Below are 15,957 nucleotides of genomic sequence, written 5' to 3' on the forward strand. Positions count from 1 at the left end.
AGCACAATAAAAGCAAGCAGGTGTACGTTTATAGAGTAAACGTTAGAACAAAATGGAACAGTATAGACTCTTAGCAGAATGCCTATTGCCAGCCCACATGCTTGACTGGTTTGACTTGAAGACTGTACGTGTCGAGAAGAAAGGTGACACACAGGTGATTCTCCTTTATCTCGATGAGAACGAGCAGAAACCTGACGACAGAGAAGACCTGCGCCCCAATGGATTTACACGCGAAAGTGTGTTTCACGACTTTCCGATTAGAGGTCAGGAAGTTCTGCTTCACGTGCGCCGTCGCAGATGGCTTGATGCAGATGGTCACAACTTGATGACCGAATGCAATCTCATTCAGGAGTCCACCCGCTGCTCTACGGAGTTGGCGGATTTTTTAAAAGAAGCGTTTGGAGACGCGCCCTATAACGGCCCGTTCGTTTGAGGATGACTATCACATAGACGGTGATGAGTATGGCAGAGCCTACAAGGACCACCTAAGCGGCTATCGTGAATGGTCTGAACTAGGCCATGCTGACGAGTGGCTCATCTTCCCAGAGAACATAAGTCCTCACGTCAGCATAGATGAGACATGCTTGTCCACGGGAGAGGTATACACAATAGCCTCGAACATGGATGCACATGGTCGCAAGGGATGCCTTATTGCTGCCGCCATGTACGACCGTGAGGATGAGATCCTTAACTATTTTGTCAATCGCTCTACCAATGCATCAGCAGAATCCCTCAATGCAAAGATCAAGCATTTCAGAGCACAACTCAGAGGTATCATTGACCGTAAGTTCTTTCTCTTCAGACTAATGAAGATCTATGCCTAATCCACACACTTTTACTGGTGCCCCCCTTATTCCTCTTCCTCTTCAGAGGAGGTGTCGAGGCGTGTGTCGAGCGAGATGCTTACGGCAGCGAAGCGGTCGATGGAAATCACGATGGGTATATACTCGTCGGTGCCAGGATGACTGACACTTGCTGCAAAGCGAAGTGTGGAACCATCGACACGGTCGAAGACGAGCCCCTCGAGTATGCCAGTGGCACGATAGTCGTCGTCGAGGCAGCTGTTGAAGTCGGCCTTAGTGAAGGTGCGTGAGAAGAATGTCGTGCCGTCGCCACGGGTGATGTTGAGCGAGATGCGGTTGTCATAGAATTGCTGCCCCGTCTCGTCCTTCACCATTGCGAGGCTGTCGTCAGCCTGTCGGTGTATGACACACGTCAAGTGACTGCCAGCGAGGTCAGCCTCCGCCGTCTGGTTATACTCCTGCATGCGCACGGGCGCCGCCGGCTCTTTCTTCTCCACTTTCTTCACGATGATATCGTCAGTCTTCTTTGTCTCTTTGCAAGCCGTGAAGCCTGCCGCTACGGCCACCAAAGCCAAGATAAATATTTTCTTCATTCTATTCCTAAATTTCGTTTTGAGTGCAAAGATATATCTCTTATTTTCAATAATTTGCACCTTTTCAAGCTTTAATTTTGAGTAAATATACACCTTTTCAAGCTTTTATTGTTTGCAAAATTACACCTTTTCAAGCTATAATACAAGTTTTTTGTCTTAAAAAAGAAAAAACAGAGGAAAAACTTGTTTTTGTTTTCACCTCTCAATTGGCACCAAATGTATTGATTAGCACAAAAAAAGGTGCGGTAGTAAAGCCGCACCCTATATATTTAATATTCAAAATCTTACAGTGTGAAATCTGCCGTTCCGCGGATGTCAAGTTCGCTGGCTCCGATGTATGCCCTGAACTTGCCAGGCTCCGACTTCCACTGATGTGTCTGCTCGTCGAAGAACTGGAGGTCGCGTGGAGTGATGGTGAACTCTACCACCTTTGTCTCGCCGGGAGCGAGGCTCACCTTGTCGAAGCCCTTGAGCTCCTTTACCGGACGGTCAACCGAACACTTCAGGTCGCCCAAGTAAAGCTGCACCACCTCCTTGCCCTCACGAGAGCCAGTGTTGGTGACGCTCACCGTCACGTCGTAGTTCTCGCCATTGGCCTTCACCGACGGCTTGCCATACTTGAATGTGGTGTAGCTCAGACCAAAGCCGAAGGGGAACTGGGGCTGCACTTTCTTTGTGTCGAAATGACGGTAGCCCACATAGATGCCCTCCTTGTAATACACCTGGTCGTTGACGCCGGGATAACCCTCCTCGCCATACTGGAAGCAAGGATAGTCGTTCTTCTCCTTTGCGAAGGTGATGGGCAGCTTGCCGCTTGGGTTAACCTTGCCCGAGATGATGTTGGCAAGGGTCTCGCCCGACATCGAACCGAGGTACCAGCACTGCAGCAGAGCCTTCACCTGTGAGAGCCATGGTGTGGCGTATGGGTTGCCGGCATACATCACGGCGATGATGTTCGGCTGTATCTTGGCAAGTTCGGCGATGAGCTCGTTCTGTCCGTAAGAGAGGTCGTAGGTCAGTCGGTCGCCGCCCTCGCAGTCCTGCTGATGGTTTTTGTTCATGCCACCGATGAAAATGATGAGGTCGGCATCCTTAGCCTTCTCCAAAGCCTCAGCCTTCAGTCTTGCCTGAGTCTCGGCAGGTACCTCATCTACATGTGCATACATAGGACGGCCGGCTGCATATCCCTGTGCGAAGTCTATCTTGTCGCCATACACGGCCTTGAGACCCTGCAGAGGCGAGATGTCGAACTTGGTCTTCAGCTCTGACGAGCCGCCGCCCTCGCTCATGTTGCGCACGGCATTGTCGCCCACGACGAGGATCTTGTTGTAGCGAGACGCATCGAGAGGCAATATCGCATTTTTCAATCTTTCAATATTTCCATTTTTCAACAGCACCACACCTTCTTCACCTACTTTCAGGCAAGCCTCATAGTGGTCGGGCGAGCACTGCTTGCCAATCACCTTATTGGGGTTCATGGCTGTGCGGAAGATGGTGCGGAGCACGCGTGCGGCCTTGTCGTTGAGCACGTCCATGGAAATCTTTCCCTCACGCACGAGCTTCTCAAACGGGTCAGCAAGGAAATAGGTGTTGTAGCCCTGCGAGTTGTCGGCAGTCATACCGTTGGTAAACGAACCCATCTCTATGTCGAGACCACCGGTGGCAGCTTCCCATGTGTCGTGAGTGCCGCCCCAGTCGCTGATGACAGCACCGTCGAATCCCCAGCGCTTCTTCAGGATGCCGTTGAGCAGCGAGTCGTTCTGGCAGCAGTGGACGTTGAGCCACTTGTTGTATGAGCCCATCATGGTCCACAGTCCCGACTGCTTCACACACTTCTCGAAGGCAGGCAGATAGATTTCCTCCACGGCACGCTCAGAGACGTTGACATTGACCGTCATTCGGTTCACCTCATGGTTGTTGAGGAAGAAATGCTTCAGGCAGCAAGCCACGCCATTCTTCTGTGCGCCTTTGATATAAGGCACTGCCATCTCGCCAGCCAAGTAAGGGTCTTCGCCCATATATTCGAAGCTACGTCCGTTGAACGGGCAGCGTGCGATGGTTGTACCAGGTCCGAGCATGATGTCTTTGCCACGGAAGGCAAACTCCTCGCTCACCTTGTTGCCATAGTGGTATGACAGGTCGCGGTTCCATGTGGAAGCCAAGCATGTGAGCGACGGGAAGGCCACGATAGAGTCGTTGTTCCAGTTGGCGTAACCCCATGAGTTCCAGTCTATCTCAGCACGGCAGCCATGAGGACCGTCGGCCATATTGAGCTGACGGATGCCAAGGCGCGGCACTCCGGGTGTTGTGAACTTACTCTGTGCATGCAGTATCTGCACCTTCTCGTGTAATGTCATACGTGAGAGAGCATCCTGCACACGGTCTTCTACTGGAGCGTTAGGGTCGAGATAGACCTGTGCTCCTGCCGCCAACGTCGTGGCGACCATAATTGCCATTGAAAAGAATTTTTTCATAACTGATTGTTGTTACTTTTTTATAGTTAATGATTTTTCAGATAGTCCGTATCCTTTAGCTTTTATGGTGACGTCGCCACCGTCGGTAGCCACCACGCAGAGCGCACGCCCGTTAAAAGCCTTGCGCTTCGTGTCCTTAAAGCGTTCCATGGAAATAGGGTTGCCATTGTCAACACCCACTATGCGTCCGCCTTCCACCTCGAAGAATATCTGGTCTTCGGCACGCGGACAGAGGTTGCCGTCAGCGTCAGTCACCTCCACGGTGATGAATGCGAGCGAGTCGCCGTTAGGATTGTTGACAAATGCGTCGCGATCGGCAGAGAGACGCAGGGCGGCAGGAGCGCCGGCAGTGCGTATGGTCTGCTCAGCCACCACCTTTCCTTCACGTCGTGCCACGGCCTTCACCTCGCCTGGCTCAAACCTCACACGCCACATCAGGTGATACTGGTGAGAGTCTTTCTTCGCCTTCACACCCTGTGAGCGTCCGTTGATGAACAGTTCCACCTCGTCGGCATTGTTATAGTAGCACCACATGTCGATCTCCTCGCCGGGAAGCCAGTTCCAGTGGGGGAAGAGATGGAGCACCTGACGGTCGGTCCATTCGCTCTGATACATGTAATAAGAGTCCTTGGGGAATCCGGCAAGGTCAACAATGCCGAAATAGCTGCTGCGGGCGGGGAATCCGTATGGTGTAGGTTCGCCGATGTAGTCGAAGCCAGTCCATATAAACTGTCCGCCCACGAAGTCGTTGTGTTTCACCACGTCCCACGTCTCTTCGTGTGTAGAGCTCCACGAGGCGTGCATATTGTCGTAGGCCGAGCACTGGAACGACGGGTCCTGATACGGCAGCCACCACTCTACGGGGGCTTTATACACCGAGTCTGACGGCATCATATAGAAGCCGCGGGTCTGTAGTGCCGACACGCTCTCTGAGAAGATGAAAGGCTTGCCGGGGAAATTCTTTGGCACGTCTTTCACCCACTCGTGATGATAGTTAAAGCCGATGATGTCGAGAGCCCCGCTCTTAAAGAGATGATTATTGGGGTCAGGCTCGTTGCAGCCTGCTGTGATGGGGCGCGAGGTGTCGTAACGGCGTATGACGTTGCACAGATTACGGCAGAGGATAGAGTTGACGCTCATCTCCTCGCCATGTGCGAGGGTAGAGGCGTCGTGGCCGGCATTGAGTATGAGGTTGGCCTGTTCGGCAGTAAGATTATCGGCATCAGCCGACGACCACTGCTCGAGCACCTCGTTGCCTACGCTCCACATGAGGATAGAGGGATGGTTGCGGTCGCGGAGCACGAGGTCGGTAAGGTCGCGCTCAGCCCACTCGTCGAAGAAGCGTGCGTAGTCGTTCTTGGTCTTGCGGCGTCGCCACATGTCGAACGACTCGTCCATGACGATCAGTCCCATCGTGTCGCACATGGCGAGGAGCTCAGGTGCGGGAGGGTTGTGTGAGCAGCGTATGGCGTTCGTTCCCATCTCCTTCAGTATGCGTAGCTGGCGGTGCAGGGCGTCTTCGTTGATGGCGGCACCGAGGCATCCGAGGTCGTGATGCAGGCAGACGCCGTTTATCTTCATCTGCTTGCCGTTGAGCGAGAAGCCCTTGGCGGCATCAAAGCTGAAGGTGCGGAATCCCGTTACCGTCTCGTATGCGTCCATCACCTTGCCTTTCAGCTCTATCGTGGTCACCACCTTATATGTATATGGGCGCTCGCACGACCAAAGCTGGGGGCGCTTCACGGTGAGTGTCGTATGATATGTGGAGCGCGACTTGTCGGCAGGCTTAGGTGGATAGACAAGCAGCATGGGCGAGGCAGAGGGCAGAGTGACGGTCTTTGCTGCTTCAGCCACGGTCTTTCCTTCGGCATCCACCACCTTATTCCTCACCACAATCTTCTCTTCCGTGCCAGTCATATTGTCCACCACTACCGACACGTTCACCTTCTTTCCTTCAGCCACAACGTGTGTTCCCCAGTGAGCCACATGTATCTTTTCGGTCTTCACGAGCCACACATGTCGGTAGATGCCGCAGCCACTATACCATCGGCTGTTGGGCTGGTCGCTGTTGTCCACACGCACAGCCACCACATTCTCCCCGCCAAACTTCAGATGAGGCGTAAGGTCATACCGGAATGAGCTGTAGCCGTAGGGACGCTGTCCTAACAGTTGTCCGTTGATCCACACCTTGGCGTTCATATACACGCCGTCGAAGTCGATGTAAAACTGTTTGCCCTTGTCGGCGGCATCCACAGAGAATGTCTTGCGATACCACCCCACTCCACCGGGCAAGGCACCGCCGCTGTTGCCTGAGGGAGCCGAGGCAGAGAAGTCGCCTTCGATGGCCCAGTCGTGTGGAACATTGAGAAGTCGCCAAGTCGAGTCGTCGAAATCACGTTGTGACATCTGCGTTGAATCAGCGAGAGCGAATCGCCACCCTTTGTCGAAATTGAGAGTCTCACGGGCGTCGCTTCTGCATATCACTGCAAGCATGGCAACGATCGATAACAATAGTTTTTTCATAAAGTTAAGTTATTTGTTATTATTTTGTGTGCAAATTTACAAAAAACCTACGTTATCACCAAAGCTTTTGACGTTTTTTCATTATTTTCGTCGTTCATTGTCTTCCTCTATTGATGCGAGAGGCGAGACCATAATTCGTTGCTTGTCGATTTTCACTTCTACTATATTCATCATGTTGAGATTTTCCACTATGACTTGAATACCCTCACTACGGTCAGGCACAAAATGAAAGGGAAGATAGTCAACGTGACAAAGAAAGACCGCAAGGCAAGCGGCAACCGCACAAGGAAGGTGTCGGGCTACGTGACCGACGAGAACGGAGAGGCACTCATTGGAGTAACCATCTGCAAAGGCACCACACAAGGCTATATGCTTGGCGGCACATACGAGGTCATCGACCGTGGAAAGAAGGGCACTGACGAGGATTATTTCCTTAGCCGCAATATTGAACTTTTCAACAGTTTCACACCTGAAGCCACAAACTATCTCGAAACTGGACATGTTTTTAGAAATATTAGCAACGCAAACATGATGTACGACTACCTGATGGACTTCGCACAAATGTATCATTCCCACTAAGCGTGCTCAGTAACAATCCAAACATAACAAAACACAACTATGAAGAATAAAAAGTCTCTATTTCTCGCAGCGACAATACTGTGAGTCGCTGGTGATTCGCTGCCATTGGTCCACTTCGTTCCTGGTGCTTCTCACACGGGGGATGGATTATCCTAAAAAAGGATGATCACTCTATTATGATGACCTTTCCACCTCTTATGTATATGCCAGCCTTTTTGCCATTAGTCTTTGTACCCTGCAAGGTGTAGATGGCATCGTCATTGTCTGTGGCATCTTCATGGATATTGTCGATACCAGTCGATTGGCTCTTAAGATACTCTGCATAGTCGGGCAGGTAATAGCCCACATGTGGAGGCTGGTTGTAAGCGGTGTTCTGCCATGCTACTCCCATACGATATGTGTGGTCGTGCATAAGTGTCGGTATGGCGTGTTCAGTCGGAATGTTTGTTGTGAAGATATTCAGTGTGCATCCGTCTGACGAGTCCCATAGGATGATTTCCTCTCGCCAGTCGCCGAGGAGGTCGGCAGTGAGGTTGGGAGTCTTCTTTGTGCTGTTGCATGTTTTTGAGTTTCCATAGTTGTAGAGGGTTAGCAGTCGTGTCATTCCATTTCCGTTCCATGTGTCCATAATGTCACCGTCGAGCAGTTCGTCCTGCAAGTCGCCGTTCCAATAGCAGCGGAAGTTGAGCGATGTGCTCTTGGAACTCACCACCTTGTTAGCAGCATTACGCTGGTTGCGGTCGTTGGACGACGAGAACTCATATCCCCTGTTTGCACCGATTATATCCGATGCTATGCCTCTTCCGTTGTCTTTCCCTCCTTCGGCACTGCATATAATCTCACCTGTGGCGGCATCATGCAGGTCCCATCCGTAGGGCGACTCCTCATGCACGGTAAACACCTCCATGCCGGGACGGTCGGGGTCGATGTCGCCCACGTGAATTGCGTCGCCATGACCATAGCCTGTGGAATAGAGCAAGTAGCCGTTGTGGTCGATGGCAGATGCGCCGAGTGTGATCTCGTCATATCCGTCGCCGTCGTAGTCGCCCACACTGAGGTTATGGTTTCCGTTGCCGTATGTAGTTCTGCTTCCGCTCTTTCGTCCCGTAGGTTCAGGGGCAGCTATATCCACTACAGCTCCACTTTCGTCTCTCACTTTGTATTTTGTCTTTGAGTATGAAGAGTGCATCCATCTCGTTTTCAGTTCCTTGCCGTCAAATTCCACAGCCCATACATAAGAATATGTGTAGTAGCCTCTTACATATATGGCACAAGGCGAGTATTCGGCACCGTCGAGATATGCCACTGCCGCAAGATAGCGCTCACCGCGGTTGCCGTATTCCTTGTCGGTCTTGCCCGTACGGTCGTCCCAGTTCTTTGTCCATCCGTTCACTCCGTCAAGACTGTCATAGTTACCGTTTCTGTTGGGGTTATAAAGCACGGTGTGTATGGCCTCGCCCGTCTCTCCGTTGAACACCGTGAGCCATTCCTGTCCGCCTTTTATCCTTCCTTCTGAGTTGCGCCAGTCCTTGTAGTTGTCCACGGTCTTGATATTATCTCGGGTAGCCGCCTCGCTGACATATTTTCCGCTGCCGTCCTTGCTTCCCGGTGCCGTCTTGCACATCATCTCGGCCTTGCCGTCACCGTTGAAGTCATACACGAGGAACTGGGTATAGTGTGCTCCCGCCCTGATGTTCACTCCAAGGTCGATGCGCCATAGCTTTGTGGGCTTCTCTGATGTCATGTCGAGTTTATATGCGTCGAGATATACGTTTCCTGTATATCCCTTCTGCGAGTTGTCCTTTGAGTTCGACGGGTCCCATTTCACTATGAGTTCATATTGTCCGTCGCCATCAACGTCACCCACCGAGCAGTCGTTCGGGGTGTAAGAGTAGCTCTCGCCGGTGGGAGTGACTCCGTCAGCGGGCTTGTCGAGGGTTTGTCTGAGGAAGATCTTGCTCCAGGGAGTGAATGACTTCGTGCGCTCCACCTCCTTGCCGTCCTTCTTCACCACAATCTCATAGCTGCTTAACTCTGTACCCTCGCTATCCTTGAAGTTCGACACTTTCGAGTCGCTCTTGATGGTATTGCCGTCTCTTACGATGTCAAACAGGACGCCAGGCTCATCTGTGCCCAAGATTCTCCAACTGAGGAATATTCCCTTTCCGCCCGATGCAGGCAAGGCCACAGGAGCGCGGTCGAGGTTTTCCATCTGTGAGATAGGTGTAAAGAATAGTGTGTTGTTATCTTCCTCCGTCGCGTTTACGCCCATAGCGGCGCATGATAGCAGTAGTGTGCAGATAAGATGTTTCATTTCTTTATTTTGATTTACTTATAGATTACGTCTTTGGCTGCAAATCAAATGCAAATCGAGAGCAGAACTTGCCAAGATGCAGCTTTGGTTATGCAAAAGTACAATTAAAATTTGAAAGGACAAAGAAAAAGGGAGAAAAACTTGCGGCTTGCTCCCTGATTATATTTCTTTTTTCATTGAGAAGATTGCTTCCTTTAGCGAAGGAAGCTCTTTTTCAATAATCCACCATATTTGGTCGATATCAGTTCTCTATCGTATTGCATATATTCCATCTCGCTCTATTCTTGATTTTAACAATGGGTTCATGTTCTTATGCATACGGACAACATCTACGGAACATTTAAATAAATTCTCCAGATAATCTTTCAAGGCAGCCAAGAGAAACGGATTGGGTGTTTGCGTTTCTACACACACATCCAAGTCGCTCTTTTCCGTCTGTTCGTTTCTTGATACTGAACCGAAAATGCGCAAAGTCCTAATCCCAAAATCACTTACGATTTTTGAACTATTCTCCCTTATTGTTTTTATACAGTTCTGTAATTCCATCTTCATTCTTTGAATTTATTTCGCTGCAAATCAAATGCAAATCGAGAGCAAAACTTGCCAAGCTCGCTTGAGCAATTATGCCAAGATGCAGCTTTGGTTATGCAAATCAAATGCAAATCGAGAGCAGAACTTGCCAAGCTCGCTTGAGCAATTATGCCAAGATGCAGCTTTGATTATGCAAAATTACAAATAAAAAACGAAAGGACAAAGAAAAAGGGAGAAAAACTTGCGGCTTGCTCCCCGATAAAAATATTATTCCACTAAAACAGGTCACTATGGGTACCTGTATCAACAAGTATCAATTCCAACGCACCCCCTCTTTGTTTCGTTATGTTGGGATGGTCAACCTGCAAAGTGAACAATGACAAGTAGAGTCAACGAGGATTATAAATAATAAATTAACTTGTCAACCTGTTTTATGAATAAGACGATAAGTAGTCAACATAAATAGTTTAACTACAGATGACAACTGGACACTCGTGTGTCACGGTCGTTCCATAGTTAGTGTCACGAGTGTTCCATAGTTATGGTACGGTCGTGTCACTAACTATGGTACGACTGTTCCAAAGGCCTTTCTTTTTCCGCAATAACCGTCAATGTCTCACTCCTTCGCCTGCCATTCATCATCCTTTAAGGAAGCACTTCTTGAGGTCCATCATGATGTGCTCTATTTACTCTTTATTTTCTATAGTTTTTTGGTCTTTATACAAGCAACATGACGAAAAGGCGGCAGAAATGATGGGAAAATGGCAAGAAAGTAGCTATCATTGTCATCCAACAAGCCCTATGACGATGCGGTCTTAGGCAGTTTTTCAGAACGTCTGTCACCTTATAAAAGAGATAAAACACAGATATACAGATGGTTAAAAAACGAGGTGACAGTGACAGATGTTTTCAAACTTTTATTTTTTAGATAATGTAACCGACGAACGAAGCAAGAGCAGAGCCACTTCACCAGTCAGCACTGGTATGGATACTATCTGATTACAGTGATTGATGAAAAAAAAAATGTAGCTGCCGAGAAAGCAAAGAGGCAGGACGTGATGTCCTGCCTCTTTGCTGTATGCTGTTTATGCTATGATTGACAAGCGTATTACATCTTCACGGTAAGGGCCTTGCCATTGTACTGAACCATCTTACCTGCGGGATTGTCGAGGTTGAGCGGTGTGCCATCGGTGACGAGAACCACGTTGAAACGACGGGTCTTCAACATGCCGTCGAACGAACCGCGGCGAGCACCGATGGTGAGAGTCTTCGACGCATCGTCCCACTGGAAGAGGATCTTCGACGACTTGCCCTTCTCATAGTTGTAGTTTGTTCCCTCGTCTTCGTAGAGCTCAAACTCGCCGTTGGCTCCTGTATAGACATAGAGATTGATGAGTTCGGGTTTCTTCTCGTCGCTCCACTGCAACTCAGGACCGAAGGGAACGATAGCTCCCTCGCGAACGAATACTGGCATCTTCTCGTATGGGGCGGAAACACATACCGACTTGCCGCCATCATAGCGCTTGCCTGTATAGAGGTCGTACCATGCTGACTGCTTGGGGAAATAGACGTCGCGCGAGCGTGCCTTGTATGTGCCTACAGGACAAGCCATGAAAGCTGGACCAAACATCCACTGGTCGCCGATATTGAGCACTTTCTCGTCAGAACCGAAGTCCATGACCAAGCCACGGAGCATGGTGTAGTCCTTGTAGTTCACCCAGCCTGCCATAGAATAGAGATAAGGCATCATGCGATAGCGCAGCTTGTCGTAATAGACGATGGCATTATAGCAAGGATGGCCTTCGGGTGCCAGGTTCCACACCTCGCGATACGGCCACTGTCCATGGGCGCGGTAGAGAGGGATGAAACAGCCAAACTGGTTCCAGCGTGCGTTGAGCTCGCGCCACTCCTTGAGGTCTTCGTTCTCATATCCACTCTTCTCATATAGCTTCTGAGCCTCTACATAACGATTCTCGACACAGAATCCGCCCTGGTCCATTCCCCAGAATGGCACTCCTGCCATGGAGAAGTTGAGTCCGGCTGTCATCTGCGCACGCATGTCCTCCCATCGTGTTCCGATGTCGCCGCTCCATGTGGCGGTAGAGAAACGCTGTTCGCCGGCAAAGCCGCTTCGTGTGAGCAGCAGCACGCGCTTGTTGTTATCCACTGAGCGCTGACCATTATAAATAGCATCGGCGTTAACCACAGAGTAGGCATTGAAATACTCCTCGCTTGTTCCCAAGGCTGTAGGTCCGCAGAGAAGCTTGCGATATTCTATCGGCGTGCAGTCGCGCACATTAGGCTCAGAGGCATCCATCCACCAGCAGTCGATGCCGAGGGTATAGAGATTGTCGTGCATCTGCTGCCAGAAGAGCTTGCGGGCACCGGCAGAATAAGCGTCGTAGAATGAGCCGAGATAGCCAGGTCCTACCCAGTCACGGATATTGTCCTTTATGGCCTGCTGATACATCCATCCGTTCTTGTCAAATGCCTTGTAGTTGTCGGTAGAGGCATAGTACTTGGGCCAGTGGGAGATGAGTATGCGGGCATTGTTGTCGTGGATGAAATCCACCATTCCCTTGGGGTTGGGGAATCGCTTCGGGTCGAACTTGAAGCTGCCCCATTTGTCCTCTTCCCAGTAGAGCCAGTCCTGCACCATCACGTCAACAGGTATCTGGCGCTTGCGGAACTCACCGAGCACGCCTTCCACCTCAGCCTGTGTGTTATATTTCTCACGGCTCTGCCAGAATCCGAGCGACCACTTTGGCATCACCTGTGCACGACCGGTGAGGAAGCGGTAGCCCTTGATGACGTCGTCGTAGCTGTCGCCTGCTATGAAGTAATAGTCCATCTCCTTGTCCATCTCTGCCCATATCGACATGCGGTTTTGCTCCTCTTCGGTCTGGGGAGTAGCGGCACGCAGTCCGCAGTAAGCCACGCCACCGTCTGGCTGCCATTCCACTCTCAGAGGGGTGCGCTTACCCTTCTTCAGGTCAACCTCAAACTTGTATGCATTGGGATTCCATGCCGTGCGCCAACGCTCGGGCACTACGAGGCGCCCATCCATATATACCTTTACATAGCCCGAATAGTAGAGAATGAAACGGTATTTGGCTGTCTCAGGAGCCTCGATGGAGCCCTGATATACGACGTTAGACTTGCCGAGGTTGATGTCTTGCGGCAGATTGCCCACCACGCCTGAGTGCTCGTAGTAGAGGGAGTCTTCGCGACGTTCTATTACCTTGCCTGTCTCTTCGGTATAAGTTCCAGTGAGCGAGCCCTGCTTGCCGTTCTTGTCGTAGATCTTGAAGGCACGGTGGAGCTGCTGGTAGTTATTAGGGTTGCCCCATCGTCCGTATGAATAAGAGTCCCAGAGGATGCCATAGTTCTTGTTGCTGACCACGAATGGTATCGACACCTTTGTATTATATTGGAACAGCTCCTCGTTACGGCCCTTATAGTTCATCTCTTCAGACTGATGCTGTCCAAGGCCGTAGAAAGCCTCGTCGTCAGTGCTTTCAAAGAGAGCGTGCCATGAGTAGCCTGAACGGTCGTCGAGTGAGAGTTTGTTTAGGTCGGTGGTCTTTCCCCAATTCACCTCGTCGGGCGATGTCGGGCGATAGTTGGCCGGCAGTTCGGTCTGACTTGAGACATACTTTGTAAAAGTCTTGCTTCCGGGAGCTTCTTTCAGCAGCACCTTACCTGTGGTCTTGTCGTAGAATGTGAGTTGTCCGTTGCTTTTGTCAACGTTGACCTTAAGCTTTGCCGTTTCGACTGTAAGCGTCCTCTCGTCTTCCTTCACGTCAGCCTTATACTTGCCTTCGCGGTTGACTACTACGAGGCTCTTGCGTTTCTGCGGTATGGCCTGCTCAGGTGTTGCCTCCACGCGTATGATGGCATCGCTGACCACTGTTAGACGCATTGCCTTGACGTTGTTGTCACTTGTCTGAGGTATTTGCAGACTAATCTTTCTGCCGTCACGCTCGTAGCCTGCGGCATCAGCATTCACGGCCTGCGCCATTGAGGCAGCAAGCAATGCTGTTGATAATAGGAGTCTAAAACTCATAGAACTGTACATATATTTTAGTTATTGTCAATTTTCAGTGGCAAAGATAGTGTTATTTTCTGATTCGGTAATGATAAAATGTTATTCAAAGGTGACGTTTTTGTTATTTCAATACAATAATTATCACTCTTGCTAACATTTAAAGACAAAGGGCAGACGCTTTTTCATCCACGTCTGCCCTTTATGCATACCTATATGGTATTATTTTCCAGCATTGTCGATAGCCTTTATCTTGTCTTTGATAAGTGCAATCTCGTCCTTCAGCTTCTTCACCTTCCGGTTCATCTCGTCGATAAGGCTATTGCCCTTCTTGCTGCTTGCATTGAGGAATCCGAGATTGTTCTCGTATGTCTGCACCTCGCTCTTGAGTTGTTCGTACTGTCGCACCAGGCGTGCACGTTCGTTGTCGAGAGCGTTGCTACCTTGTTCGGCGGCGGCCTTGACCTTGTTCTTGAAATTGTTGAGACGCTTGCGTGCAACGCTCACATGGAGCTTGTCGTAGAGCTCGTCGAGAACGGCATGATACTCGTCATACACTTTGTCCTTATCCTTGAAAGGCACATGACCAATGGCGCCATACTCTTCGATAAGCTTCTGGAAGGTCTGCTGCACGTCGTCAACCTGCTCGTCGAGCAAGGCCTTGAGACGTGATATCACGTCGCGTTTCTTCTCGAGGTTGGCATGTTCCTCGCTGCGCTGTCCTGCTCCCACCTTATTGCGGGCTTCGAAGAACTCGTTGCAGATGCCGAGGAACTCTTCCCACAGCTGGTCGCCTATCTTTCGTGGCACCATGCCGATGGTCTTCCACTCTTTCTGCAGTGCGATAAACTTGTCGGCGGTCTTCTTCCACTCGGTGCTGTCTTTGAGAGCCTTTGCCTTCTCGATGAGGGCACGTTTTTTCTCCACATTGGCCTTATATGTTTCCTTGAGTGTCTTGAAATATTCGGTCTTCGCGTTGAAGAAAGCATCGCAAGAAGTGCGGAAACGTTCAAAGATCTTCACGTTCATCTTCTGTGGAGCAAAGCCAATGGTCTTCCATTCTGCCTGGATGTCCATCATCTCCTTGGTATGCTTCTCCCAGTCGGCAATGCTGTTGTTTGGCTCGGCAACGAGAGCCTCTGTACGCTCGCAGAGAGCTGTCTTCTTGGCGAGGTTTTCCTCCTCCTTAGCCCTGAGATTATCAAAGTGCTGCTGATGGCGCTTGTTGACCACGGTGGATGCAGCCTTGAAGCGCTGCCATATCTCCTCGCGCAGGTCCTTTGCCACTGGACCTGTCTCGCGGAACTCCTGATGCAGTTTCTGCAACTGATGGAATGCGCTGATGACGTCAGCCTCATTAGCAAGTCGCTCGGCAGCCTCGCACAGGAGTGTCTTCTTCTCGAGATTCTTCTTGAAGTCATACTCCCTTGCCTCGCTGTTGAGCTTGAGCATGTCATAGAACTGCTCCACATAGAGCTGATAGCTACGCCACAACTCGCTCACCTTTGGTGCGGGAACGTTCTTTATTTCCTTCCACTCCTGCTGCAGGGCCTTGAACTCGTTGTACGACTTATTAGCCTCTTCTGGAGTGGTCACCATTGACTTTATCTTTTCGATAATCTCAAGTTTACGTTTGAGATTATTCTCCTTTTCTTCTTCCTGTAGTTTAAACAACTTGGCACGACGTTCCTTGACGATGCCCATCTCAGCCTTGAACACTTCCTCGTCTTCATCGGGCAGGATTTGGAATGTTTCCGGGTCGGCACCGCTTTCCACAAACGCCTTATAGGCTGCCTCGCGCTCGGCGATGTGCATCTTGTAGAACAGCGTCTTCAGGTTTTCCACCTCGTCTTTGTCAGGATCTTCTTCGCCGTGGGCGATCTCCTTGATACGCTCCACGATCTCCTTCTTCGACGCATAGACGCGCGTGACTGGTGCAGGAGCTTCGGCCTCTGTTGGTGCCTCGCCGTCTGCCTGTGTCTCTACTGCGGGAGCCTCTACAGTGCCTTCTGCTTCTGTCAGAGTGTCCTCAACTTTGTTCACTTCCTCCATTTTGCCTGTCTCCAGGTCTTTCTCTTGAGAGTCCATCATTTCA

10 protein-coding genes are annotated in these 15,957 nt (G+C 50.4%); 3 read left to right on the forward strand and 7 right to left on the reverse strand.

Annotated features, from left to right (window positions below):
* The first annotated feature begins 52 nt into the window (after positions 1-52).
* The gene (locus CIK99_RS12590; RefSeq protein WP_094381892.1) at positions 53-433 is read left to right on the forward strand and encodes a hypothetical protein; all 381 of its coding nucleotides are present in this window, start codon (positions 53-55) and stop codon (positions 431-433) included.
* Positions 399-824, forward strand: a complete 426-nt coding sequence (locus tag CIK99_RS12595) for a transposase (protein WP_094381846.1) — start codon at positions 399-401, stop codon at positions 822-824. The genes CIK99_RS12590 and CIK99_RS12595 overlap by 35 nt, the downstream gene beginning before the upstream one ends.
* A gap of 26 nt (positions 825-850) precedes the next feature.
* On the opposite strand, the gene CIK99_RS12600 is transcribed toward CIK99_RS12595, so the two are convergent.
* From CIK99_RS12600 to CIK99_RS12610, 3 genes are all read right to left on the reverse strand, one after another.
* The gene (locus CIK99_RS12600) at positions 851-1,396 is read right to left on the reverse strand and encodes a DUF4738 domain-containing protein (protein WP_094381847.1); all 546 of its coding nucleotides are present in this window, start codon (positions 1,394-1,396) and stop codon (positions 851-853) included.
* Positions 1,397-1,680: 284 nt separating this feature from the next.
* Complete coding sequence (locus CIK99_RS12605; protein ID WP_094381848.1) at positions 1,681-3,870, reverse strand: glycoside hydrolase family 3 C-terminal domain-containing protein; 2,190 nt, start codon at positions 3,868-3,870, stop codon at positions 1,681-1,683.
* 12 nt (positions 3,871-3,882) lie between these two features.
* The gene (locus CIK99_RS12610; protein WP_094381849.1) at positions 3,883-6,393 is read right to left on the reverse strand and encodes a glycoside hydrolase family 2 TIM barrel-domain containing protein; all 2,511 of its coding nucleotides are present in this window, start codon (positions 6,391-6,393) and stop codon (positions 3,883-3,885) included.
* Positions 6,394-6,618: 225 nt separating this feature from the next.
* On the opposite strand from CIK99_RS12610, the gene CIK99_RS12615 reads away from it, so the two are divergent.
* Complete coding sequence (locus CIK99_RS12615; RefSeq protein WP_094381850.1) at positions 6,619-6,972, forward strand: hypothetical protein; 354 nt, start codon at positions 6,619-6,621, stop codon at positions 6,970-6,972.
* Between the two features lie 166 nt (positions 6,973-7,138).
* Here CIK99_RS12615 and CIK99_RS12620 read toward each other — a convergent pair whose 3' ends face one another.
* The 4 genes from CIK99_RS12620 to CIK99_RS12635 form a co-directional block, all read right to left on the reverse strand.
* A complete protein-coding gene (locus CIK99_RS12620; RefSeq protein WP_158215986.1) occupies positions 7,139-9,286 on the reverse strand; it encodes a rhamnogalacturonan lyase in 2,148 nt (715 codons plus the stop codon).
* Between the two features lie 249 nt (positions 9,287-9,535).
* Complete coding sequence (locus CIK99_RS12625; protein ID WP_371591037.1) at positions 9,536-9,838, reverse strand: nucleotidyltransferase family protein; 303 nt, start codon at positions 9,836-9,838, stop codon at positions 9,536-9,538.
* 1,087 nt (positions 9,839-10,925) lie between these two features.
* Complete coding sequence (locus tag CIK99_RS12630) at positions 10,926-13,883, reverse strand: TIM-barrel domain-containing protein (RefSeq protein ID WP_371591038.1); 2,958 nt, start codon at positions 13,881-13,883, stop codon at positions 10,926-10,928.
* Positions 13,884-14,084: 201 nt separating this feature from the next.
* Positions 14,085-15,953 carry a DUF349 domain-containing protein gene (locus CIK99_RS12635; RefSeq protein WP_094381852.1) on the reverse strand — a complete coding sequence of 623 codons (1,869 nt, stop codon included), beginning with the start codon at positions 15,951-15,953 and terminating at the stop codon, positions 14,085-14,087.
* Positions 15,954-15,957 lie beyond the last annotated feature (4 nt).

This window comes from Prevotella sp. P5-92, assembly GCF_002251245.1.
GTDB lineage: Bacteria > Bacteroidota > Bacteroidia > Bacteroidales > Bacteroidaceae > Prevotella.